The organism is Serratia sp. H402Y (assembly GCF_051172415.1).
Taxonomy (GTDB): domain Bacteria; phylum Pseudomonadota; class Gammaproteobacteria; order Enterobacterales; family Enterobacteriaceae; genus Serratia; species Serratia ureilytica.
In genome coordinates, this window is record NZ_JBPIYZ010000001.1 from 1 (window position 1) to 20,238 (window position 20,238).

The 20,238-nt window shown below is 58.7% G+C and carries 20 protein-coding genes, 2 tRNA genes and 1 rRNA gene; 14 read left to right on the forward strand and 9 right to left on the reverse strand.

All coding sequences use genetic code 11. The annotated features are described in order from the left end of the window. Positions 1–5 precede the first annotated feature (5 nt). The 3 genes from rrf to dkgB all read left to right on the forward strand — a co-directional run bounded on the left by rrf (position 6) and on the right by dkgB (position 1,309). Positions 6–121 (forward strand): 5S ribosomal RNA (gene rrf, locus ACSBQS_RS00005). 94 nt (positions 122–215) lie between these two features. Beyond that, positions 216–292: transfer RNA gene (locus ACSBQS_RS00010), tRNA-Asp, on the forward strand. 213 nt (positions 293–505) lie between these two features. Beyond that, positions 506–1,309: a 2,5-didehydrogluconate reductase DkgB gene (dkgB, locus tag ACSBQS_RS00015; RefSeq protein ID WP_033650993.1), complete on the forward strand. Its 804-nt coding sequence runs from the start codon at positions 506–508 to the stop codon at positions 1,307–1,309. A 47-nt stretch (positions 1,310–1,356) separates the two neighbouring features. Here the strand turns inward: dkgB and yafC are convergent, their stop codons facing one another. Further along, positions 1,357–2,244 carry a DNA-binding transcriptional regulator YafC gene (yafC, locus tag ACSBQS_RS00020; RefSeq protein WP_004930183.1) on the reverse strand — a complete coding sequence of 296 codons (888 nt, stop codon included), beginning with the start codon at positions 2,242–2,244 and terminating at the stop codon, positions 1,357–1,359. 105 nt (positions 2,245–2,349) lie between these two features. On the opposite strand from yafC, the gene ACSBQS_RS00025 reads away from it, so the two are divergent. Continuing rightward, the gene (locus ACSBQS_RS00025) at positions 2,350–3,525 is read left to right on the forward strand and encodes an MFS transporter (RefSeq protein ID WP_033650994.1); all 1,176 of its coding nucleotides are present in this window, start codon (positions 2,350–2,352) and stop codon (positions 3,523–3,525) included. Positions 3,526–3,766: 241 nt separating this feature from the next. Next, complete coding sequence (locus tag ACSBQS_RS00030; protein WP_025160092.1) at positions 3,767–4,561, forward strand: endonuclease/exonuclease/phosphatase family protein; 795 nt, start codon at positions 3,767–3,769, stop codon at positions 4,559–4,561. A 52-nt stretch (positions 4,562–4,613) separates the two neighbouring features. Here ACSBQS_RS00030 and mltD read toward each other — a convergent pair whose 3' ends face one another. Continuing rightward, positions 4,614–5,996, reverse strand: coding sequence for a murein transglycosylase D (mltD, locus tag ACSBQS_RS00035; RefSeq protein WP_033650995.1), 1,383 nt, complete (start codon positions 5,994–5,996; stop codon positions 4,614–4,616). Positions 5,997–6,067: 71 nt separating this feature from the next. Continuing rightward, positions 6,068–6,823, reverse strand: coding sequence for a hydroxyacylglutathione hydrolase (gloB, locus tag ACSBQS_RS00040; RefSeq protein ID WP_197666173.1), 756 nt, complete (start codon positions 6,821–6,823; stop codon positions 6,068–6,070). A 44-nt stretch (positions 6,824–6,867) separates the two neighbouring features. Here gloB and ACSBQS_RS00045 point away from each other — a divergent pair, with 44 nt between their 5' ends. After that, positions 6,868–7,587: a class I SAM-dependent methyltransferase gene (locus tag ACSBQS_RS00045; RefSeq protein WP_434989388.1), complete on the forward strand. Its 720-nt coding sequence runs from the start codon at positions 6,868–6,870 to the stop codon at positions 7,585–7,587. On the opposite strand, the gene rnhA is transcribed toward ACSBQS_RS00045, so the two are convergent. Further along, positions 7,584–8,051, reverse strand: coding sequence for a ribonuclease HI (gene rnhA, locus ACSBQS_RS00050; RefSeq protein WP_033641944.1), 468 nt, complete (start codon positions 8,049–8,051; stop codon positions 7,584–7,586). The genes ACSBQS_RS00045 and rnhA overlap by 4 nt on opposite strands. 72 nt (positions 8,052–8,123) lie before the next feature. Here rnhA and dnaQ point away from each other — a divergent pair, with 72 nt between their 5' ends. Together dnaQ and ACSBQS_RS00060 are read left to right on the forward strand one after the other, a co-directional pair. After that, positions 8,124–8,867, forward strand: coding sequence for a DNA polymerase III subunit epsilon (dnaQ, locus tag ACSBQS_RS00055; RefSeq protein ID WP_033641945.1), 744 nt, complete (start codon positions 8,124–8,126; stop codon positions 8,865–8,867). 144 nt (positions 8,868–9,011) lie between these two features. Further along, positions 9,012–9,088: transfer RNA gene (locus ACSBQS_RS00060), tRNA-Asp, on the forward strand. A gap of 105 nt (positions 9,089–9,193) precedes the next feature. Here ACSBQS_RS00060 and ACSBQS_RS00065 read toward each other — a convergent pair. Next, positions 9,194–11,434, reverse strand: a complete 2,241-nt coding sequence (locus tag ACSBQS_RS00065) for a TonB-dependent siderophore receptor (RefSeq protein WP_434989391.1) — start codon at positions 11,432–11,434, stop codon at positions 9,194–9,196. A gap of 227 nt (positions 11,435–11,661) precedes the next feature. On the opposite strand from ACSBQS_RS00065, the gene ACSBQS_RS00070 reads away from it, so the two are divergent. Next, a complete protein-coding gene (locus tag ACSBQS_RS00070; RefSeq protein WP_042783720.1) occupies positions 11,662–12,540 on the forward strand; it encodes a siderophore-interacting protein in 879 nt (292 codons plus the stop codon). A 48-nt stretch (positions 12,541–12,588) separates the two neighbouring features. Here ACSBQS_RS00070 and hpxZ read toward each other — a convergent pair whose 3' ends face one another. From hpxZ to ACSBQS_RS00090, 4 genes are read right to left on the reverse strand one after another with little or no spacing between them, the layout of a single operon-like run. Beyond that, a complete protein-coding gene (hpxZ, locus tag ACSBQS_RS00075; RefSeq protein WP_047025817.1) occupies positions 12,589–12,978 on the reverse strand; it encodes an oxalurate catabolism protein HpxZ in 390 nt (129 codons plus the stop codon). A gap of 3 nt (positions 12,979–12,981) precedes the next feature. Further along, positions 12,982–14,376, reverse strand: coding sequence for an AtzE family amidohydrolase (locus ACSBQS_RS00080; RefSeq protein WP_047025816.1), 1,395 nt, complete (start codon positions 14,374–14,376; stop codon positions 12,982–12,984). Further along, entirely contained in the window at positions 14,373–14,564 is a 192-nt protein-coding gene (gene hpxX, locus ACSBQS_RS00085) for an oxalurate catabolism protein HpxX (RefSeq protein WP_033651000.1), read from the reverse strand. Before hpxX ends, ACSBQS_RS00080 begins: the two co-directional genes overlap by 4 nt. Positions 14,565–14,588: 24 nt before the next feature. Continuing rightward, positions 14,589–16,175, reverse strand: a complete 1,587-nt coding sequence (locus ACSBQS_RS00090) for a gamma-glutamyltransferase family protein (RefSeq protein WP_033641951.1) — start codon at positions 16,173–16,175, stop codon at positions 14,589–14,591. 142 nt (positions 16,176–16,317) lie between these two features. Here ACSBQS_RS00090 and ACSBQS_RS00095 point away from each other — a divergent pair, with 142 nt between their 5' ends. From ACSBQS_RS00095 to ACSBQS_RS00115, 5 genes are all read left to right on the forward strand, one after another. Then, entirely contained in the window at positions 16,318–17,157 is an 840-nt protein-coding gene (locus tag ACSBQS_RS00095; RefSeq protein ID WP_197666305.1) for a MurR/RpiR family transcriptional regulator, read from the forward strand. Between the two features lie 216 nt (positions 17,158–17,373). Further along, positions 17,374–18,165 (forward strand): transporter substrate-binding domain-containing protein, encoded by a 792-nt coding sequence (locus ACSBQS_RS00100; RefSeq protein ID WP_434989393.1) that lies wholly within the window; start codon positions 17,374–17,376, stop codon positions 18,163–18,165. A gap of 12 nt (positions 18,166–18,177) precedes the next feature. After that, positions 18,178–18,843, forward strand: a complete 666-nt coding sequence (locus tag ACSBQS_RS00105) for an amino acid ABC transporter permease (RefSeq protein ID WP_434989394.1) — start codon at positions 18,178–18,180, stop codon at positions 18,841–18,843. After that, entirely contained in the window at positions 18,843–19,499 is a 657-nt protein-coding gene (locus ACSBQS_RS00110) for an amino acid ABC transporter permease (RefSeq protein WP_033641953.1), read from the forward strand. Before ACSBQS_RS00105 ends, ACSBQS_RS00110 begins: the two co-directional genes overlap by 1 nt. Further along, positions 19,480–20,223, forward strand: coding sequence for an amino acid ABC transporter ATP-binding protein (locus tag ACSBQS_RS00115; RefSeq protein ID WP_434989396.1), 744 nt, complete (start codon positions 19,480–19,482; stop codon positions 20,221–20,223). The genes ACSBQS_RS00110 and ACSBQS_RS00115 overlap by 20 nt, the downstream gene beginning before the upstream one ends. Positions 20,224–20,238: the final 15 nt, after the last annotated feature.

Sequence of the window (20,238 nt, forward strand, 5' to 3'; positions counted from 1 at the left end):
ATTTGCCTGGCGGCAATAGCGCGGTGGTCCCACCTGACCCCATGCCGAACTCAGAAGTGAAACGCCGTAGCGCCGATGGTAGTGTGGGGTCTCCCCATGCGAGAGTAGGACACTGCCAGGCATCAAATAAACGTTATCAGTGTGACGACTGGTAATGCGCAAGTCGCAGAGCGCGATATTGCCGGTATCGAAAGATACAACGTAAAAGAATCGGTGGAGCGGTAGTTCAGTTGGTTAGAATACCTGCCTGTCACGCAGGGGGTCGCGGGTTCGAGCCCCGTCCGTTCCGCCACTTAATTGATAAGCCCTGAGTCTCTGACTCAGGGCTTTTTCATATCTATATTTTGCGCTTTTCAGGCCGGAATTGTTCTTCCTTACAGCCTTATCTTCCAATATTGTTGCCTTTAGATCAAAAGTCTTATGCCGAACCAGGCGTTTTTGATCAATAAAAAAGTTGCCATAATCTTCCTCATACCACATTTACCCGTTAATGAGAGAAAACATTATGAGCATCCCTGCATTTGGTTTAGGTACTTTCCGCCTTCAGGATCAGGTTGTTATCGATTCTGTCAGCACCGCACTTGAGCTGGGCTACCGTACTATCGATACCGCACAGATCTATGAAAACGAAGCGGCTGTTGGCCAGGCTATCGCTGCCAGCGGCGTGAAACGTGAAGATCTGTTCATCACCACCAAGATTTGGATCGCGAACCTGGCGAAAGGCGCGCTGATCCCAAGCCTGCAAGAAAGCCTGAAAAAACTGCAAACGTCCTACGTTGATCTGACGTTGATCCACTGGCCGTCACCCCACGACGAAGTGCCGGTTGCCGAATTTATGGCTGAGCTGCTGGAAGCGAAAAAGCTGGGGCTGACCCGTCAAATTGGCGTATCTAACTTCACCATCGATTTGATGCAGCAAGCGATTGACGCGATTGGCGCCGATGAAATCGCCACCAACCAAATCGAGCTGTCACCGTTCTTGCAGAACCGCAAGGTGGTCGAATTTGCACAGCAGCACGGCATCGCCATCACCTCTTACATGACGTTGGCCTACGGCAAAGCGCTGCAGGATGAAACGATCAAAAGCATCGCTGCTCGTCACAATGCGACCCCAGCACAGGTGGTTCTGGCTTGGGCATTGAAGCTGGGTTATGCGGTGATCCCTTCCTCGACCAAGCGTGAAAATCTGGCGAGCAACCTATTGGCGCAGCAACTGACGCTGACCGACGAAGATATGGCGCAGATCGCCGCACTGGAGTGCAACGGCCGTCTGGTTAGTCCGGAAGGCCTGGCGCCAAACTGGGATTAATCATTCCTCGCCGTAGTCAGCATAAGGCGTCCATCGGGGCGCCTTTTTTATCGTTTCAGGTATTCACTCACAAAATCAATAAAGCTGCGCAGACGGTTGCTGACGGCGCTGTCGCTGTAGTAAACCGCGTTGATCGGCATGGCGACCGGCAGTGTCGCTTCCACCAGAATCGGGACCAAATCTCCACGTTTGATATCTTCGTCGCTCATAAAGTCCGACAGGCAGGCGATACCGTTGCCATGCAGACAGAGATGGCGCTGGGTTTCTCCACTATTGGTGGTCAAACCGGGGGTGATTTCCAACTGGCTGCCATCTGAACAAGCCAGTGGCCAGCGGTTCAAGCTGGGCAGGTCGTTGAAACCGATACAGCAGTGATGTGCAAGATCTTCTACCGTTAGCGGCGTGCCGTGCTGAGCCAGATAAGCGGGGGAGGCGAGCACATGTCGGTAGCTGGTCATCAATTTGCGTGCTTTCAGCGTAGAATCGGTCAGCTCGCCTACGCGGATCGCGATATCCACTTTTCGCTCGATCAGATTGATAAAGTTTTCCGAAGACACCAGCGATAACGACATTTCTGGATAACGTTCGCGGAACTCGGCCACTAAAGGCGTCAGCATATGCAGCACCACCGGCGTTGCCGCATCGACGCGCAGCAGGCCTTGCGGGCGCTGGCGGCTTTCCATCAGCGCATTTTCCGCCGCGGCCATGTCGTTCAGTACCTTCTGCACCTGGCGAAAGTAATTCTCTCCTTCCTGAGTCAGGCTGATTTGGCGCGTGGTGCGGTTGAGCAACGTTACGCCCAGTTTGCTTTCCAGTTTTTTCACCGTTCGGCTGACTACGGAGTTCGCTTGTTCCAGGCGTTCGGCCGCCCGGCTGAAGCTGCCGCTTTCTACGACGGTGACAAAGGTGATCAGCTCGTCAGAGTTTGCTTTCATTTTTGCTCCGATAGCAAAGTTAATTTGAAATTTTGAGCATTTTTATCATTTAAGCATAGGCCGATAATAGCCGTCATCAACTTGAATGCTATTTCGGAGTAAAAAATGCCACTCGCATTACTTGCCTTAACCATCAGCGCTTTTGCTATCGGCACGACCGAGTTCGTGATTGTCGGGTTGATCCCGACTATCGCGGAGCAGCTTGGGGTGACCGTACCGTCCGCTGGATTGCTGGTGACTATCTATGCCCTCGGCGTAGCCATTGGCGCGCCGGTGCTGACGGCCCTGACCAGCCGCATACCGCGCAAACTGCTGCTGGTTGGCCTGATGGTGCTGTTCACTCTCGGCAACCTGCTGGCCTGGCAGTCACCCAGCTATGAATCGCTGGTAGTGGCTCGGTTGTTGACCGGCCTGGCGCACGGCGTGTTCTTCTCTATCGGCTCCACTATCGCCACTAGCCTGGTGGCGAAAGAGAAAGCGGCCTCCGCCATCGCCATCATGTTTGGTGGCCTGACGGTGGCGTTGGTGACCGGCGTACCGCTGGGGACGTTCATCGGCCAGCAGTTTGGCTGGCGTGAGACCTTCCTGGCCGTTTCTCTGATTGGCGCTGTCGCCACGCTGGCCAGCGTTATTCTGGTACCGAGCAATATCAAGAACCAGGGCAGCGCCGGCGTGCGGGAACAGCTGAAAGTGCTGACTCATCCTCGTCTGCTGCTGATTTACGCGATTACCGCATTGGGGTACGGCGGGGTCTTCACGACCTTTACCTTCCTTGCGCCGATGATGCAGGAACTGGCCGGCTTCTCTGCTCCGACCGTGAGCTGGATACTGTTGGCTTATGGCGTCGCGGTGGCGGTGGGTAACATCTGGGGAGGCAAGCTGGCCGATCGTCATGGGGCCGTGCGTGCGCTGAGCTTTATCTTTGCCGCGTTGGCCGTTTTGTTGCTGGTGTTCCAGTTTACCGCCAGCCACAGTATTGCCGCGTTGCTGACGGTGATTGTGATGGGCGTGTTCGCTTTCGGCAACGTGCCGGGGCTGCAGGTGTATGTGGTGCAGAAAGCCGCGCAATACACACCAAATGCGGTGGATGTGGCGTCCGGTCTCAACATCGCGGCGTTCAACATCGGCATTGCGCTCGGCTCGGTGATTGGCGGCCAGACCGTTGCCTCACTGGGGCTGGCGCAGACCCCCTGGATTGGCGCGTTGATCGTGGTGGTTGCATTGTTACTGGTTAGCTTCAGCGGTCGCCTGGATAAAAAGTCTCAGCTGCAAACGGCTTAATACCTAAAACCCCTGCTGCCTGGCCCGCATTTTGCGGGCATTTTCGCATTTTTCACCTATTACCCCTCACCTTTACACAGCTATACCGTCAGAAGATTGAAATCGCTGCAGGCGGCCCCTATAACTGAAAAGGTGATGCCCGCAAAAGCCATGCCCTCTATGCAGGGTAGGCGTATAATCAATTCATCGTTGGCGAGTGTTCATCGCCAGTTTTCATGTTAATGGGTAATAGGCGAATCGCGTGCCGAAACGAACTTATGCAATGAGGTATGTTGCAGGTCAGCCAGTTGAGCGAATCTTTCCTGGTGCCGTTAACCAGCCGTTGCCGCCAGGGGCGGCGCTGCCGACGACCGGCGCCCTGCGCGTCATGGTATGGAATATTTTCAAACAGCAGCGAGCCGACTGGCTTTCGGTGCTGAAGAACCATGGCAAAGACGCGCAGCTGGTATTGTTGCAAGAGGCGCAAACCACGCCAGAGTTGGTGAGCTACGCTACCGCCAACTATCTGGCGGCCGATCAGGTGCCGGCCTTTGTGCTGCCGCAGCACCCTTCCGGCGTGATGACGCTGGCTGCCGCTCATCCTGTTTACTGTTGCCCGCTGCGCGAGCGAGAGCCGCTGCTGCGGCTTTCCAAGTCGGCCCTGATCACCGTTTATCCGCTGTACAACGGCGAGCTGTTGATGGTGGTGAATATCCATGCGGTGAACTTTAGCCTGGGTGTCGACGTCTACAGCAAGCAGTTGGGGCCGATAGGCGAACAGATCGCCAGTCACCGGGGGCCGGTGATTATGGCGGGGGATTTCAACGCCTGGAGCCGCAAGCGCATCAATGCGCTGTATGACTTTGCCGGAGAGATGGCGCTGCGCGAGGTGAGTTTCACCGACGACCATCGCCGCAAGGCCTTCGGTCGTCCACTGGATTTCGTATTTTATCGCAATCTGGGAGTGGTGGAGGCGTCGGTGCTGGTGACCAGCGCGTCGGATCACAACCCGCTGTTGGTGGAGTTTCATCCGGAGAAAGACTCGCCGGTATGGTGAATCGCAGCTAATAAAAAAGCACCCCGAAGGGTGCTTTTTTTGTGCCGAACATTTAAGTATCCGGCGTCATCTTGTTGCCGACAAACAGGGTCAGCTTCAGACCTGGCTGCAGGTTGCCTTTGGCGAGCGTTGAATTCCAACGCATCACGTCGTTAATATCGACGCCGTGACGACGTGCGATACTGGCGAGCGAATCACCTTTACGAACCTGGTAGGTGATACTGCTGTTACTGCCAGTATTGCTGGCCACTTGCAGGGTTTGCCCAACTTTTAAGGCGCTCTTGGCGCGTAAGTTGTTCCAACTCTGCAAATCGCTGGTCTTAACGTTCAGCCGCTTGGCTATGGCCGATAAGGTGTCGCCGGAGCGCACTTTATACGAACTGCCACCGGACAAACCGCTGTTCTTCGCCAACTGCGTCGTTGGCTGAGTCACGGCGATCTGGCCATCGGCCAGCGAGTCTTTCAGCTGATCGGCATGCCCTTTGGGAACCATGATGTAATGGGGCCCGTTGGGTGCCGTAACGCCTTTTTTGTAGCCTGGGTTATACGCTTTCATCTTGGTGACTGAAAGCCCAGCCATCTCAGCCGCCTGAGTCAGCTGGATCTGCTGCCCGACATCGATACGAGCCAGCGCACGGGTTTCATCCGTTTTCGGGAGTTTCACGCCGTACTTCTTGCTGTTCTTGATGATGTCGCTCAGCGCCAGCATTTTCGGGACATAGATTGACGTTTCACGCGGAAGCGACAATGCCCAGAAATTGGTTGGCTTACCCTGGCGTTTGTTTGCCTTCACCGCTTGCATCACGCGGCCTTCACCACTGTTATAGGCGGCTACGGTCAGTAACCAGTCGCCGTTAAACATGCGGTTCAAGCGCTGCATCATGTTAAGCGCAGCGGTTGTCGAGGCGACGACATCGCGTCGACCGTCATACCACTGATTGTTTTTCAAACCATAATTGCGACCCGTTTGCGGCACGATTTGCCATAGCCCTGCGGCGTTGGCACTTGACGTGGCGTGTGGGTCAAAAGCGCTCTCCACTATGGGTAGCAGTACCAGTTCCATCGGCATATTACGTTTCTTAATCTGCCCGACTATCCAGTACATGTACGGCTCTGCCCGTAATGTTACATCGTGGAGATAGCTCTTACTTTTTAAGTACTTTCTTTTCTGATCACGGATCCGGGAATTTTCCGGAACCTCCATCTTCAGCTCGTCGCTAATGAAGTTCCACAGGTCCTGTTGCGCGGCGGGACTGTTGTTATCCAACCACCGCGCCGAGCTCGCTCGGCCATTACCTGTGTACTCTCCTGCTTCACCATCTTGACCAGCCGAAGACAAACTCTGTGCATGCTGTTCTGGCGCCGGTGCGTCCTGCCTGGACGACTGGCAACCCACTAGCAAGACCGAGGCGAGAAATATCGCTTTAGCCTTCATGTGTGTGTCAATGTAGTTGCTTAAAAGACGAGCAATAATACTTTGCTTCGCCAAATAACACAACTAAAAGCTTAGAAGTTATCTTTCCGCAGGCGTAATTCGGAAAAAACTGAATGAAGGCTTTCCGGTGGTGAATTAAAGCCTAATTTATTTTGTAAATCAGTGTCATAGCAACGTAAAAACAGGTTAATTTTGCGCTCTAATTGCAATGTGGTCGGCACGCTAGCTTGGCCTTTTGCCCTTAACGCTTCAACATGTTGTTGATATGTTTCAATCTCTCGATCTTCCGGCAAAATAGCCCGCGCAAACTTAAGATTTGAAAGAGTATATTCATGCGCGCAGCAAATTAAGGTGTTATCGGGAAGTTGCGCGAGTTGTTGAAATGAGTCGTACATTTGTTTTGCGGTGCCTTCAAACAGCCTGCCGCAGCCGGCGGAGAAAATGGTGTCGCCGCAGAACAGATAAGGGGCACTATAGAATGCCACATGGCCCAGCGTATGGCCGGGAACGGCGATAGTCCTGTATTGGCGGCCATCGATATCAAAGGTGTCGCCGTCGTGGACGACGTGGTTGGCGCCTTTGCCAGCGGTTTCCTGCGGCCCGTAGACCGCCAGGCCCGGGTATTGTGAGACAATCTGCGCCACGCCACCGACGTGATCGTGGTGGTGGTGGGTCAGCAGGATCGCCGACGGCGCCAGCTGCAGGCGCTGCAGCGCCTCGAGCACCGGCCGCGCTTCACCCGGATCGACGATAATGCAGCGCCCCTGCCGGTCATCCAATAACCAAATGTAATTGTCCTGGAAGGCGGGAATGCTGATAAGATTCATGGTGTACCTCTCGTTGGCAACGGCTTGAAAGAAGATAATAAATCATGAAACCAGCCCATACTCTACAAAAGCTCACCGGCCCGCAGTCCTGGGCTGAGCTGCCGTGGGGGGAGTACTATCGTGAAGCGCTCGAGCGGCAGTTGCAACCCTGGTGGCCCAAGCTGTTCGGTTTCCATCTGCTGAAGATGGGCATGCTCAGCGCCGAGCTGGCCACGGATAAATGCGCAATCTCCCACCAGGTCAACGTAGGGCTGGAGGGGGAAGGGCTGCAGGTGATCGCCGACGCCTATCAACTGCCGTTCGCCGCCAAATCGGTGGATGCCTGCCTGTTGGCGCATACGCTGTCCTACGCGGACGATCCGCATCGGATGCTGCGTGAGGTGGATAGGGTGTTGATCGACGACGGCTGGCTGGTTGTCAGCAGCTTCAATCCGTTCAGCCTGCTGGGATTGTGCAAACTGGTGCCCGGATTGCGCCATCGTCAGCCCTATGTCAGCCGCATGTTTACCCAGATGCGGTTGTTGGATTGGCTCAGCCTGCTGAATTACGAGGTGTTGCACCAGGCGCGTTTTCACGTGCTGCCGTGGCACCGCAAGGGCGGCAAGTTTTTATGCACCCATTTGCCGGCGCTGGGCTGCATGAGCGTGATTGTGGCGCGCAAGCGCACCTTGCCGCTGACGCCCACGCCGATGAAACTGGGGGCGAGAAAGCCGTCTCTCAGCCGCGCGGTGGGCGCGACCAAGAGTTATCGCAAGCTGCCTTAGGCTTCCGGTTGGTAGCCGACGTCATCCTGCGTCGGTTTACCCGCCGCCTCGCGCGCCAGCTCGTCGCAGCGTTCGTTCTCCGGGTGGCCGGCGTGGCCCTTGACCCACTCCCATTTTACGGTGTGGCGCTGAATGGCCTGATCCAGCCGCTGCCACAGATCGACATTCTTGACCGGTTTTTTGTCGGCGGTTTTCCAACCGCGTTTCTTCCAGTTATGGATCCAGCTGGTAATGCCCTGGCGCACGTACTGGCTGTCGGTGCTGAGCGTCACGGCGCAAGGCACCGTCAGCGCTTCCAGCGCCACGATCGCCGCCATCATTTCCATGCGGTTATTGGTGGTCAGACGAAATCCTTCGCTGAAGGTTTTTTCCGTCTGCTTATAGCGCAGTATCGCGCCGTAGCCACCGGGGCCAGGGTTGCCAAGGCAGGAGCCGTCGGTGAAAATTTCTACCTGTTTGAGCATCTCTGGTAGACTCTTCCTATCAGTTTTATAAAAGCCAAGTCTGACATAAACGAGCGCTGTGAGCACTGCAATATGATCTCTACAACCACCAGACAGATTGTCCTCGATACCGAAACCACCGGTATGAACAAGCTTGGGGTGCACTACGAAGGGCACCGCATCATCGAAATCGGTGCGGTGGAAGTGATTAACCGCCGCCTGACCGGGCGCAACTTCCACGTATACATCAAGCCGGATCGGCTGGTGGATCCGGAAGCGTACGGCGTACACGGCATCAGCGACGACTTCCTGGCCGACAAACCGACCTTCGATCAGGTTGCCGACGAATTCCTCGACTTTATCCGCGGCGGCGAGCTGGTGATCCATAACGCGGCGTTCGATATCGGCTTTATGGATCACGAATTCCGCATGCTGCAGCAGGGGATCCCGAAGACCGAGACCTTCTGCACCATCACCGACAGCCTGATGATGGCGCGCCGCCTGTTCCCGGGCAAGCGCAACAACCTCGATGCCTTGTGCAGCCGCTATGAGATAGACAACAGCAAGCGTACGCTGCACGGCGCATTGCTCGATGCCGAGATCCTGGCGGAAGTCTATCTGGCGATGACCGGCGGTCAGACGTCGATAGCGTTCCAAATGGAAGGCGACACCCAGCAAAACGATGCCGCGCAAGAAATACAGCGTATCGTCCGCCCGGCTACGGCGATGAAAGTGGTCTACGCCAGCGACGAAGAAATAAAGGCGCACGAGGCGCGTCTGGATCTGGTGGCGAAGAAGGGCGGCAGCTGCCTGTGGCGCGGGGCGCCGGCGGAATAACGGCGTTTTTGCACGAAAAAAACGCACCGGGCGACCCTTCGTTGAAAAACTGTGCAAACGGTTCATTTGCGGAGAAAAAGGCGTTGACGGAACCGAGAGGCGTCCGTAATATGCGCCTCGTTCCCCCGCAAGAGGGAATGGCGCGGAGCGGTAGTTCAGTTGGTTAGAATACCTGCCTGTCACGCAGGGGGTCGCGGGTTCGAGCCCCGTCCGTTCCGCCACTATTCAGAAGCCCTGAGTTAGCGATAACTCAGGGCTTCGTCGTTTCCGCTCTCGGCAAAACGGTGCGGCCCAGGGAACGGGGCCGGCAGACCGGCCCCTTATCCTCAGAACAACACCGAGTAATTCAAACCGAAGGTGCGTCCGCGGCCTTTATAGCTGTACAGCTCAGGTGAGCCGTAGGTCGGGCTGTACAGGATCGGCGCGCGTTGGCCCCAAACGGTGGTGTACTCCTTATCCAACAGGTTTTCCACGCTGAAGCTGATTTTCCCCACCGGCAGGGCATAGCTGCCGAGGAAATCGAGGGTGTTGTAGCCATCTATTTTGCGGCCTTGGGGGGAGTTGGCCTTGGTATAATCGCCGTCGTCCGACACGTCGAAGGTTTGCTGCGACTGCAAGCGCAGATTCCAGTCGCCCGGCGCCCAGCCGACGTAAGCGGTGACTTTCGATGGGCTGGCGGTATCGACCACCAGCTTCTTCCATTCGCCGTTGACCTTGGTTTCAGAACGGATGAAGTTGAAGTTGGTGCCGGCGCTCCAGTCGCTGTCTTCGAAGAAGTAGTCCACCGCACCTTCCAGCCCATAGATGCGCCGCTTGTCCGCATTGACGTTAATGGTCATGTCGGTTTTGTTGATGGCGATGCTCTTGTCGGACAACGAGTAGTAGGCGGCGATTTGCGTGCGCAGGTTATCGCCGGTAAAGCGCCAGCCCAGCTCGTAGGCGTTGACCTTGATGCCTTCCAGCTTGGAATCGCCGACGTTGACGCTCTTCAGCAACTGGTAATGGCCGCCGTTCAACGCGTAGGTGCCGTTGCCGTAATACTTGCCCGGATCCGGGATCTCGAAGCCCTGAGAGAAGTTGAACCAGGTTTGCTGACGCTCGGTCAAGTGCGCCAACAGACCGGCGTTGAACAGCGCATTGTTGTAGTCGGTTTTCCCTCCCGGGATGGCGTCGGCGGAGGCGGCGGCGCCGGTGGCGATCGCCTGCTGCTGGTTATAGCCGACGAAGTCGTCGATCTTGTTTTCGGTGTACTGGTAACGCACGCCGCCGCTCAGGGTGAAGATGGGATTGATGTCGTAACTGGCCTGCAGGAACGACGCCAGGTTGCTGGTGGTATAGCTCGGGTAGCGGCCGGTGCCGTAAGCGTTCTCCAGCGTCATGCCGCCGGACTGTTGGGCCTTCGCCAGGTTGAAGAACTGCTGGTTGGCGTTGAAGCTTTCATGCTCGGCGTCGATGCCGTAAGTCAGCGTCAGCGCGTCGACAGGTTTGCTGTTTAACGTCAGTTTGCCGCCGTAAAAATCGGTTTTTTGCTGCGAAGCGCCAATGCTGCTGACGTAATAGTTCGGCGCTTTGCCCGCCAGCGTTGGGAAGGGGTAGAAGGTCAACGTTTCGTCGCGATAGTAGACCTGCGCCACCAGATCCTGGCCGAGGAAATCGGTGTTGGAATATTGCAGGTTGATCAGGTGGCGCTCGGTGCCGGGGATGCGATCGGAGTTTAAGTTACCGCTGTTGTACGCCTTGGCGTTGCCGGTCACCGCCGCGAAGTTTTCCCCCAGAAACAGGCCGTGATCGCCGTCGGACTGGCTTTTGTAGTATTGGGTGGTCAGCTGCAGCTGTTGATGATCGTCGATGTTGAGGGTGCCGGTGCCCATCACATCGAGGCGATTGGAATACTGCAGGCCGGTTTGAGTATTGTCGATCAGCACCTCGTTGCCTTTGCCGTCGTACCAGCCGCCGTAACGCTGGTAAGAAACGGACAGCCGCCCCGAGGCGTTGTCGTTGCCACCGCTGACCGCCGCCGCCACGTTCTCGTCGTGATCGTTATGGCCGCCGAAGCCGGTTTTGCCGCCGACCTGCAATTCGACCTGCTGCTCTTTCTGTCCTTTCTTGGTCACGATATTGATCAGGCCGCCGGTGCTGCCGCCGCCGTACAGTGCGGTCGCGCCGGAAATCACCTCAATATGGTCGATATTGAACGGGTCGATCGAATCCAACTGGCGGCTGTCGCTGCGCGACGAGTTCAGGCGTACGCCGTCGATCATCACCATCATCGAACGGCCGCGCATATTCATGCCGTAGTTGGTGCGGCCCTGGCCGCTGACGTCCATGCCGGGGATCAGCTGCGCCAACATGTCCTTGATCTCTTTGCCGCCCTGGACCTGCTGTTCGATCTCCTGACTTTCGATCACCCATGTCGTCTGCGCCATTTCCGCCGCGCTGCGGTGTGAACGGCTGGCGGAGACCACCACCTGCTCTTCGCTGCCGTTTTTCTGATCTTCTGCCCAGGCCGCCGGCGCAAGCAACGCCAGCAGACATGGGTTTAATACCCAAAGAGGTTTGCGTTTCATCGTTATTTCCCAGGTGATATTGTCGTTACGTTTTTTTGAGAATGCTTCTTTTATCAATAACGTTTCTTGTTATCAATAAAATCATGATATGATTTTTTGCGATGCATTAACGTAATTAATTAGTTTTATTAACATTTATCCGCTGCGCGATCGCGCGGCCACGCCGCCAACACGGCAGCCGATCGGTCATACGTAAAAGCGACAGCCGTTGCCGGAGAGTCGAGAACATGTCCGCCAGCTACAGAATTTTTGATATCACCCTGAAAAGCAAAACGCTGATTTCGCCCTCGCTGCTGCGCTGCGTGTTTGAAGGTGCGGATGTTCATCGCATGAAGCTGGAAGCGCCTGACCAGCGCATCAAACTGCTGTTCCCGGCGGCGGACGGCAAGATCACGCCGTTGGCCAACGGCCCGGACTGGTACGGCGATTACATGGCGCTCCCCAAAGAACAGCGTCCGGTAATGCGCACCTATACGCTGCGTGCGCTGCGCCGCGAGCAGAATCAGATGGACGTCGAGTTCGTGCTGCATGGCGTGAACGGCCCGGCTTCAGCCTGGGCGACCCATGCCGAACCCGGAGACACGATTCAAACGGTCGCCCCCAACGGTGACTTCGACGGCGACAGCGGCGGTTACGAATGGGCGCCGCCGGCGCAGTTGCAACAGGCGTTGCTGATCGCCGATGAGACGGCGGTGCCGGCGGCGATGGCGATTCTGGAACAGCTGGCGCAGCAGGCCAATCCGCCGCGGGTGCAGGCGTTTTTCGAGGTGCCGGTGGCGGCGGATTGCCTGGATTTGGCGCATTTCCCGTTCGCCGACGTTTATTGGCTGCCGCGCGACGTCGGCCGCCAGCTGGCGCACGGCACGCTGCTGGTGGAAGCGGTGCGCCAGCGGGTGGATATCCCCGCATCGGCCTGTGCGCAAGCGCAGTCCCTGGCGGAAAGCAGCCTGAGCGATGAGGTGTTGTGGGAGCGGGCGGCCGGCAGCAACGCTTTCTATGCCTGGGTGGCGGCCGAGTCTTCCGCGGTGAAAACGCTGCGGCGTTACCTGATTGGCGAACGCGATCTGGATCGCTCCACCGTTAACTTCATGGCCTATTGGTGCTGAGTCGGCCGCCGCCGTGCGCCTTCATCATGGGCTCTACCGCCTGGAGGCCTAAGGCGCGTCGAGCAGGCTGACGTGCGCCGCTACGATGCGCCAGCCACAGGGCAGCTTGACCCAGGTTTGCATTTGCCGCCCCCTGCGGTTGCTGCCCGGCCGATGAAATTCCGTGCTGGCCACCGCCATATCCTCACCAAAAGTCGTGATTTGGGTGTTTTCCAACAGCCGCTGCAGTCCGTTGGCCGGGCGCCGTTGACGAAAATCGCGGATCTCGTCGATACCGTAGAGGCTTTCGGTGGCGCCATAGCGCACCGTGCGCGCGTCGTGCCAGAACAACTCGTCCAGCACATCGATGTCATTGCTGATTAACGCCTGCTCATAGCGGTAAAAGGCGGCGTTGACCTCCGCCAGCACCGCCGGCCGATCGATATGTTCACTGTTCATTGATTACTCCTGTTTGCAGACGCAAGTGGCGATGCCGGCGCATTCCAGCGCATAGGCGGCGCGCAGCGCCAAATCTTCGCGCCACGGTGGGGCGATCAGTTGCAGGCCGATCGGCAGACCGGATGCGCTTTTCAAAGGAACCGTCACGACCGGCAGGCCAAGGAAGGAAATCGGCTGCGTCAGCATGCCCATACTGGCGCGGATCGGCAGATCGACGCCGTTGATGCGCATCGTTTCCTGGCCGATCGGCGTGGCGCTGCATGGCGTCGCCGGGGCGATCAAAATGTCCCAGTGCTTGAACAGCGGCGCGGCTTGCCGGCGAAACGCGTGACGAAAGCGTTGTGCCTGCAAATACCAGGTGGCGGGGAGCATGGCGCCGGCCAGCAGTCGTTCTCGCGACAGTGGCTCGAAGCGTTCGGGTTGGCTGCGCAACTGCGGCAGATAGCGATGGCCGCCCTCTGAGGCGCTGAGGATAAAGGCCGCCGATCGGGCCAGCTCGGCCTGCGGCAGCTCGACTTCGGCGCTGGCTGCCAGCGCTTGCGCCACCTGGTTGACTGCGGCTTTGGCGTCATCATTGCACCATTGCAGGAAATAGCCGCCTAACACGGCGCAGCGCAGGTTCTGGCTGCCCTGCGCCAGCAACGCTTCGGTGCGGGAAATCGGCCGATCGCTCTGGAACGGATCCTCGGTGTCGATGCCCTGCATCGCATCATACACCGTCGCGAGATCGTGCACCCGGCGGGCGAACGGGCCGATGTGATCCAGGCTGTCGACAAACGGCTGGCTGCCGCTGCGCGAAAGACGGCCGAAGGTCGGTTTCAGACCATAAATGCCGCACAGCGAGGCGGGCACGCGTATTGAGCCATTGGTGTCGCTGCCGAGCGAAAAGGTCACCAGGCCGGCCGCCACCGCTGCGGCCGAGCCGCCCGAAGAGCCGCCGGCGATGCGCCCGAGGTCATGCGGGTTTCGGGTGGCGCCGTAATGGCTGTTCTCGGTGGTGAAACCGTAGGCGTAGGCGTCCATGTTCAACATGCCGCAAAGCAACGCGCCTTGATCCGCCAGCCGGGAGACGCCCCAGGCGTCGCGGCCGGCCGGTGGCCGATCGCTGAACAGGCGGGCGCCGGCCAGCGTGGTTTCACCGGCGACGTCGAACAGATTTTTTACCGCATAGGGAATGCCGGCCAAAGCGGGCAGCGTTTGCCCAAGCGCGCGCGAACGGTCAAGGCGATCGGCTTCTTTTTGCATGCGTTCCCGGGTGATGTGCGTAAAGGCGTTCAGCGCGGGATTCTGACGGTCGATGTGATCGAGCGTATGCCGGACGATCTCGCGCGCCGAGAGCGCGCCGCGTTCAAGGGCCGTACGGATCTCGGCGAGCGACAGGGCGCTTAAGGGATTCATGGGCGATATACCCCCGCGATTTCCTGGCGCGGATCCAGCGGGAAGGCCATCAGCGGTTCGGCCAGCGCGGCGATGCGTTCGATCTGTTTCAACAGTTCCCGGCGGCGGACATCGTCCAGTTCCACGGCCAGCACGGTTTCCATCTGGTGGATATAGGCCGCCCAATCGGCGGCGTGTTGATTGTTCATAAACGATCCCGATAAATAAGAGAGTCAGAAGCCGGCGGCGCTGCCGTTGCTTCGCGGATCGAAAGCGCCTTCGAACATGCCGTTGGTGTGGCGTACGATGGCGCCGGCATGGCCGACCGTTTCGCTGAACGCCGGCAGCAGTTCAACGGCGTGGCCGCGCTGTCGCAGATAGTCGAGGGTCGCCGCGTTAAAGCGCCCCTCAAGCTTCAACGAGTCCGAACTTTCGCCCCAGGTTCGCCCCAGCAGCCAGCGCGGCGCGCTGATCGCCTGCTGCAGCGGCAACCCTTGCACCACATGCCGCACGAATAACGCCGCTTGAGTCTGCGGCTGGCCGTCACCGCCCATCGAGCCGTAGATCAGCGTGCGTCCGTCATACAGCCGGGCGGCGGCCGGGTTCAGCGTATGGAACGGCTGCTTGCCCGGCGCCAGCGCCAGCAGATGATCGGCGTCCAGGCTGAAAGAGGCGCCGCGGTTTTGCCACAGGACGCCGCTGTTCGGCAGTACCATGCCGCTGCCGAATTCGTGGTAGATGCTCTGAATGAAGGAGACCGCCAGCCCGCTGCTGTCCATCACCCCCATCCAGACCGTATCGCCGGGTCCTTTGCCCTGGCCCCAGTCGGCCGCTTTTTGGCCGTCGATGCGCCCGGCCAGCCTATCCAAATGGTCGGCCGCCAGCAGCGCCTGCGGATCCTGCGTCATGTGGCGCGGATCGGTGATGAAACGGTCGCGCAGATCGAACGCCAGCTTGGTGGCCTCGACCACGGCGTGCACCACGGCGCCTTCGCTCTGTCCGACCAGCGGCAGACGGTCGGTCAGCCCGAGGATGGCAAGCGACACCAGCCCTTGGGTCGGGGGAGCCAGATTGAATATTTCACCTTTTTGGTGTTCCAGGCGCAGCGGAGGACGGCGGCATGGCCGATAACTCGCCAGATCATGAGCGGTGAGCGGCATGCCCAACATCGCCATGTCCGCCGCCATGCTCTCAGCCAGCGGCCCGCGATAAAAACTGTCGAGCCCGTCCTCACTCAGTGCGATCAGCGTATCGGCCAGCTGCGGTTGGCAGAATCGTTGGCCGGCAAGCGGGATCTTTCCCTGCGGCAGGTAAATGCGGGCGAAGGGGGCGAACTCCTCCAGCTCGTGGCGTTTGCTGCGCGTCGCCGCCTCTTGGGAGGCGGTGACCGGAATGCCGTCGGCGGCGTAGCGTATGGCGTCGGCGAGCAACCGCGACAGCGGCAGCGGCGTTTCGCCCAGTTCGGCCGAATAGGCCAACGCCTCCTGCCAGCCGCCGACGGTGCCGGCCACGGTCAACGCCGCTTTTGGGCCGCGCTGCGGGATGCGGCTTTCTCCGGCGTACAGCGCCGGCGTCGCCAGCGAGCCGGCGGCGCCGCTGGCGTCGATGGTCAGCGGCTCGCCCTGCGGCGGCACGATCAGCCAGAAACCGTCACCGCCGATGCCGTTCATGTGCGGATAGACCACGGCGATGGTCGCGGCGGCGGCCACCATCGCCTCAATGGCGTTGCCGCCTTCGCGCAGCACCGCCAGCGCGCTTTCGCTGGCGAGATGGTGTGGCGTGACCGCCATGCCCTGTGGCGCGGTATTGCTGTTAATCATGTTTCTGCCCTTGTCTGAGGTGAGCGTTCGGGTAACAGAAGCAAGAGGCGTTCCACTTTTAATCAGGACGATTAATTGCTTGTCAGAGAGGGGCCGGGGCGTGCTATGTTCCGGTGAAACAAAAGTTACAGCGAGAGTGATGATGCAGCCCTTCGATGAACGCCTGCGCAACGAATATCCGCAATTGGCGCCGCAGGAACAGCGCGTCGCCGACTTTATCCTCGATCATTTCGATGACCTGATCAGTTACAACAGCGCCGAGCTGGCGCGCTTGAGCGGGGTTTCTAAAGCCACGGTCAGCAGGCTGTTCAAGCGGTTGGGGTATCGCAGCTACAAGGACATGCGCGCTGAGCTGCGCACCCTGCGCCAGAGCGGCATGCCGGTGACCGACGAGAGGCATGCGGTGCAGGGCAATACGCTGCTGGCGCGGCATTACAAGCAGGAAATGGCTAACCTCTCGCACTGGGTGAGCCATCTCGATGTGGAGCAATTCGGCGCGGTGATCGCCGCGTTGGCGCGGGCGCGGCGGGTCGCGCTGCTGGGATTTCGCAACAGCTATCCGATAGCCATGCATCTGCGTCAGCAGCTGATGCAGGTGCGGGAGCGGGTGCTGCTGATGCCGCAGCCCGGCCAGACGCTGGCGGAGGAGCTGGTGGATCTCGCGCCGCAGGATATGGCGGTGGTGGTGGCGTTTCGGCGCCGGCCGCATCAGCTCAAGGCGATACTGACGCAACTGCAAACTCGCCGGGTGCCGACGCTGTTGATCTGCGAACCGCAGGCGCAGTCGCTGATCCCGCTGGCGGACTGGCATTTGGCCGCTTCGCTGGACAGCGTCTCCGCCTTCGACAGCTATTCAGCCGCCATGAGCTTATGTAACCTGCTCAGTAACGCCCTGCTGCATGAGATGTTGGAGCAGGGGCGATCGCGTATTCATCATATTGCCGGTCTGTATCAGGATTTGGACGAACTGGAACCGCGCTAACCGGCGCTTTTTTGGTGCTGATGCACATTTTTAGTGCATCTCTGGCCTGCCTGCTTTCCCTTTCTCCGTCGCCGGCCCGCTGAGGCCGGCAGGTTTTTTCTCGTTAATCAGCGCCAGTTAAGGCATGGGTTCGACGTATCTTCGATTGGCACATTAGTTGCAGAGCCTGCGGTGTAAGAATCTTTTGTTTCATCTTTTCACCATCGGGGATACGCTATGAACATCAAAAAAACGCTGTGGACGGTTTTCACTGGGATCGCCTTGCTGGCGCAGGCCGCGCCGACCATGGCGGATCAATTGCAAGAGATCCGGCAGCGCGGCGTCCTGCGCGTGGCGGTGCCGCAGGATTTCCCGCCATTCGGCTCGGTGGGCACCGATCTGCAGCCCCAGGGTTATGACATCGATATGGCGCGTTATCTGGCCGATAAGATGAAACTTAAATTGCAGTTGGTGCCGGTCACCAGCGCCAACCGGGTGCCTTATCTGCAGACCAATAAAGTGGATCTGGTGATCTCCAGCCTGGGCAAAAATCCGGAGCGTGAAAAGACCATCGCCTTCAGCCGCGCCTATGCGCCGTTCTTCCTGGGGGTCTTTGGTCCTAAAGACGGCGCGTTGGCGGACATGGCGCAGCTCGATGGCAAGACCGTCGGCGTCACGCGCGGTGCGGTGGAGGATATGGTTCTGAGCGACGGCGCGCCTAAAGGGGCGCAGATCAAGCGTTATGAGGATAACAACACGACGCTGTCGGCCTATCTCTCCGGGCAGGTGCAGTACATCGCCACCGGTAACATGGTGGTGAGCGCCCTGACGCGCCAGAATCCGGACAAGGCGCCGGCCGCCAAGTTCATGTTGAAAGATTCGCCGTGCTTCGTGGGGTTGCGCCAGGGAGAACCGGCCTTGAAAGCGGCGGTGGATGCGCTGATTGGACAGGCGCTGGCGGACACGACGCTGAATGGCCTGTCGGAGAAATGGTTGAAGGCGCCGCTGCCCGATGGTTTTGGCGCATAACGGGAGCGGCGGATGACCTATCAGCTGAATTTCTCCGCGCTCTGGCCCTACATGCCTGAGCTGTTGGCGGGGTTACTGACGACGATGGCGCTGACGGCGCTGGCGACGTTGATGGGGGTTGCGCTGGGCATTTGCGGCGCGGCGATCCGCAGCGGCCGGGCCGGCGCGCTGAGCCGCCTCTGGGGCGTTTACGTCGAAGTGGTGCGCAACACGCCGTTCGTCGTGCAGTTGTTCTTCATCGTGTTCGGCCTGCCGAGCCTGGGCTGGAAACTGACGGCCGGGCAGGCGGCGCTGCTGGCGATGGTGATTAACCTTGGCGCCTACAGCACCGAAATTATTCGCGCCAGCATTCAGGTCACGCCGAAGGGGCAGTGGGAAGCGGGGCGCGTGTTGGGGCTCAGCCGCAGCCAGACCTTTTTACGCATCGTACTGCCGCCGTCGCTGCAGCGTATTTATCCGGCGTTGGTGAGCCAGTGCATCATCGTGATGCTGGGATCCTCGGTGGTGTCGCAGGTCTCGTTCGAAGAGCTGACCTTCGCCGCCAACCTGATCCAGTCGCGCACCTTCCTCAGCTTTGAAGTCTATCTGGTGACGGCGCTGCTTTATCTGTTGTTGTCGCTGTTGATGCGTCAACTGTTGCTGGCCGCCGGGCGGCGTTTTTTAGGGAGCCGGAACTGATGCTGACGTTTACCGATTGGGACATCGTGCGCAATCTGCTGTTGGCGGCTCGCTGGACGCTGCTGCTGTCGTTGACGGCATTTTTCGGCGGCACGCTGGTGGCGCTGCCGCTGGTGTTGATGCGCCTGAGCAAGCGCCGCTGGGCAATGCGTTTTGTCCGCGTTTACGCTGAACTGTTTCAGGGCACGCCGCTGCTGATGCAGCTGTTTTTGGCGTTTTTCGGTCTGGCGCTGTTCGGCGTCGACGTCAGCCCATGGACCGCGGCCGCGCTGGCGCTGACGCTATTCACCAGCGCTTTTCTGGTGGATATCTGGTCCGGCAGCATCGCCGCCTTGCCGAAAGGTCAGTGGGAGGCAGCCCGTTGTCTCGGGCTGAGTTTCACGCAGACACTGATGCGCGTCATCACGCCGCAGGCGGTGCGTATCGCCATTGCGCCGACCGTCGGTTTCTCGGTTCAGGTGATCAAGGGCACCGCCTTGGCGTCGATCATTGGCTTCGTCGAGCTGACCAAGGCCGGCACCATGCTGAACAATGTGACTTATCAGCCCTTCAAGGTATTTGGTCTGGTCGCGTTGGGCTATTTCCTGATGTGCTATCCCTTGTCGCGTTACAGCCATTATCTGGAGAAGAAATGCCATGCCGATCATCACCATTAATCAGGTTCAAAAATATTACGGTCAGAATCATGTGTTGAAGGGCGTGGATCTGGATATCGACATGGGGCAGGTGGTCTCGATCATCGGCCGCAGCGGGTCTGGTAAAAGCACGCTATTGCGCTGCATCAACGGGCTGGAAGGGTATCAGGAAGGGAGCATCAAACTGGGCGGCATGACCATCACCGATCGCGATTCGCAGGCGCGTGAAATCAGCCGCTCGATTGGCATGGTGTTTCAGAACTTTAACCTGTTCCCGCATATGACGGCGCTGGAAAACGTGATGCTGGCGCCGCGCCGGGTGCTGAAAAAAAACGCTGCCGAGTGCCGCGAGTTGGCCGAACAGATGCTGAACAAGGTGGGGTTGGGTGAGCGCATGCATTACGCGCCGGCCAACCTTTCCGGCGGGCAACAGCAGCGGGTGGCGATCGCCCGGGCGCTGGCGATGAAACCGAAGGTGTTGCTGTGCGATGAGATCACCTCGGCACTGGATCCCGAGCTGGTGGGTGAAGTCCTGAAGGTGCTGGAACAGTTGGCGCGAGAGGGCATGACGCTGATTCTGGTCACTCATGAAATGAGCTTCGCCCGCGAGGTGGGCGACCGGGTGGTATTTATGCACCAGGGCAAGGTGTGGGAGCAGGGAAATAGCCGCACGCTGTTCGCCAATCCGCAAACGCAGGAATTGAAACAGTTTATCGCTTCTGTGCGCGGGTTGTCAGAAGCCTGATTTCGGCAAATAAAA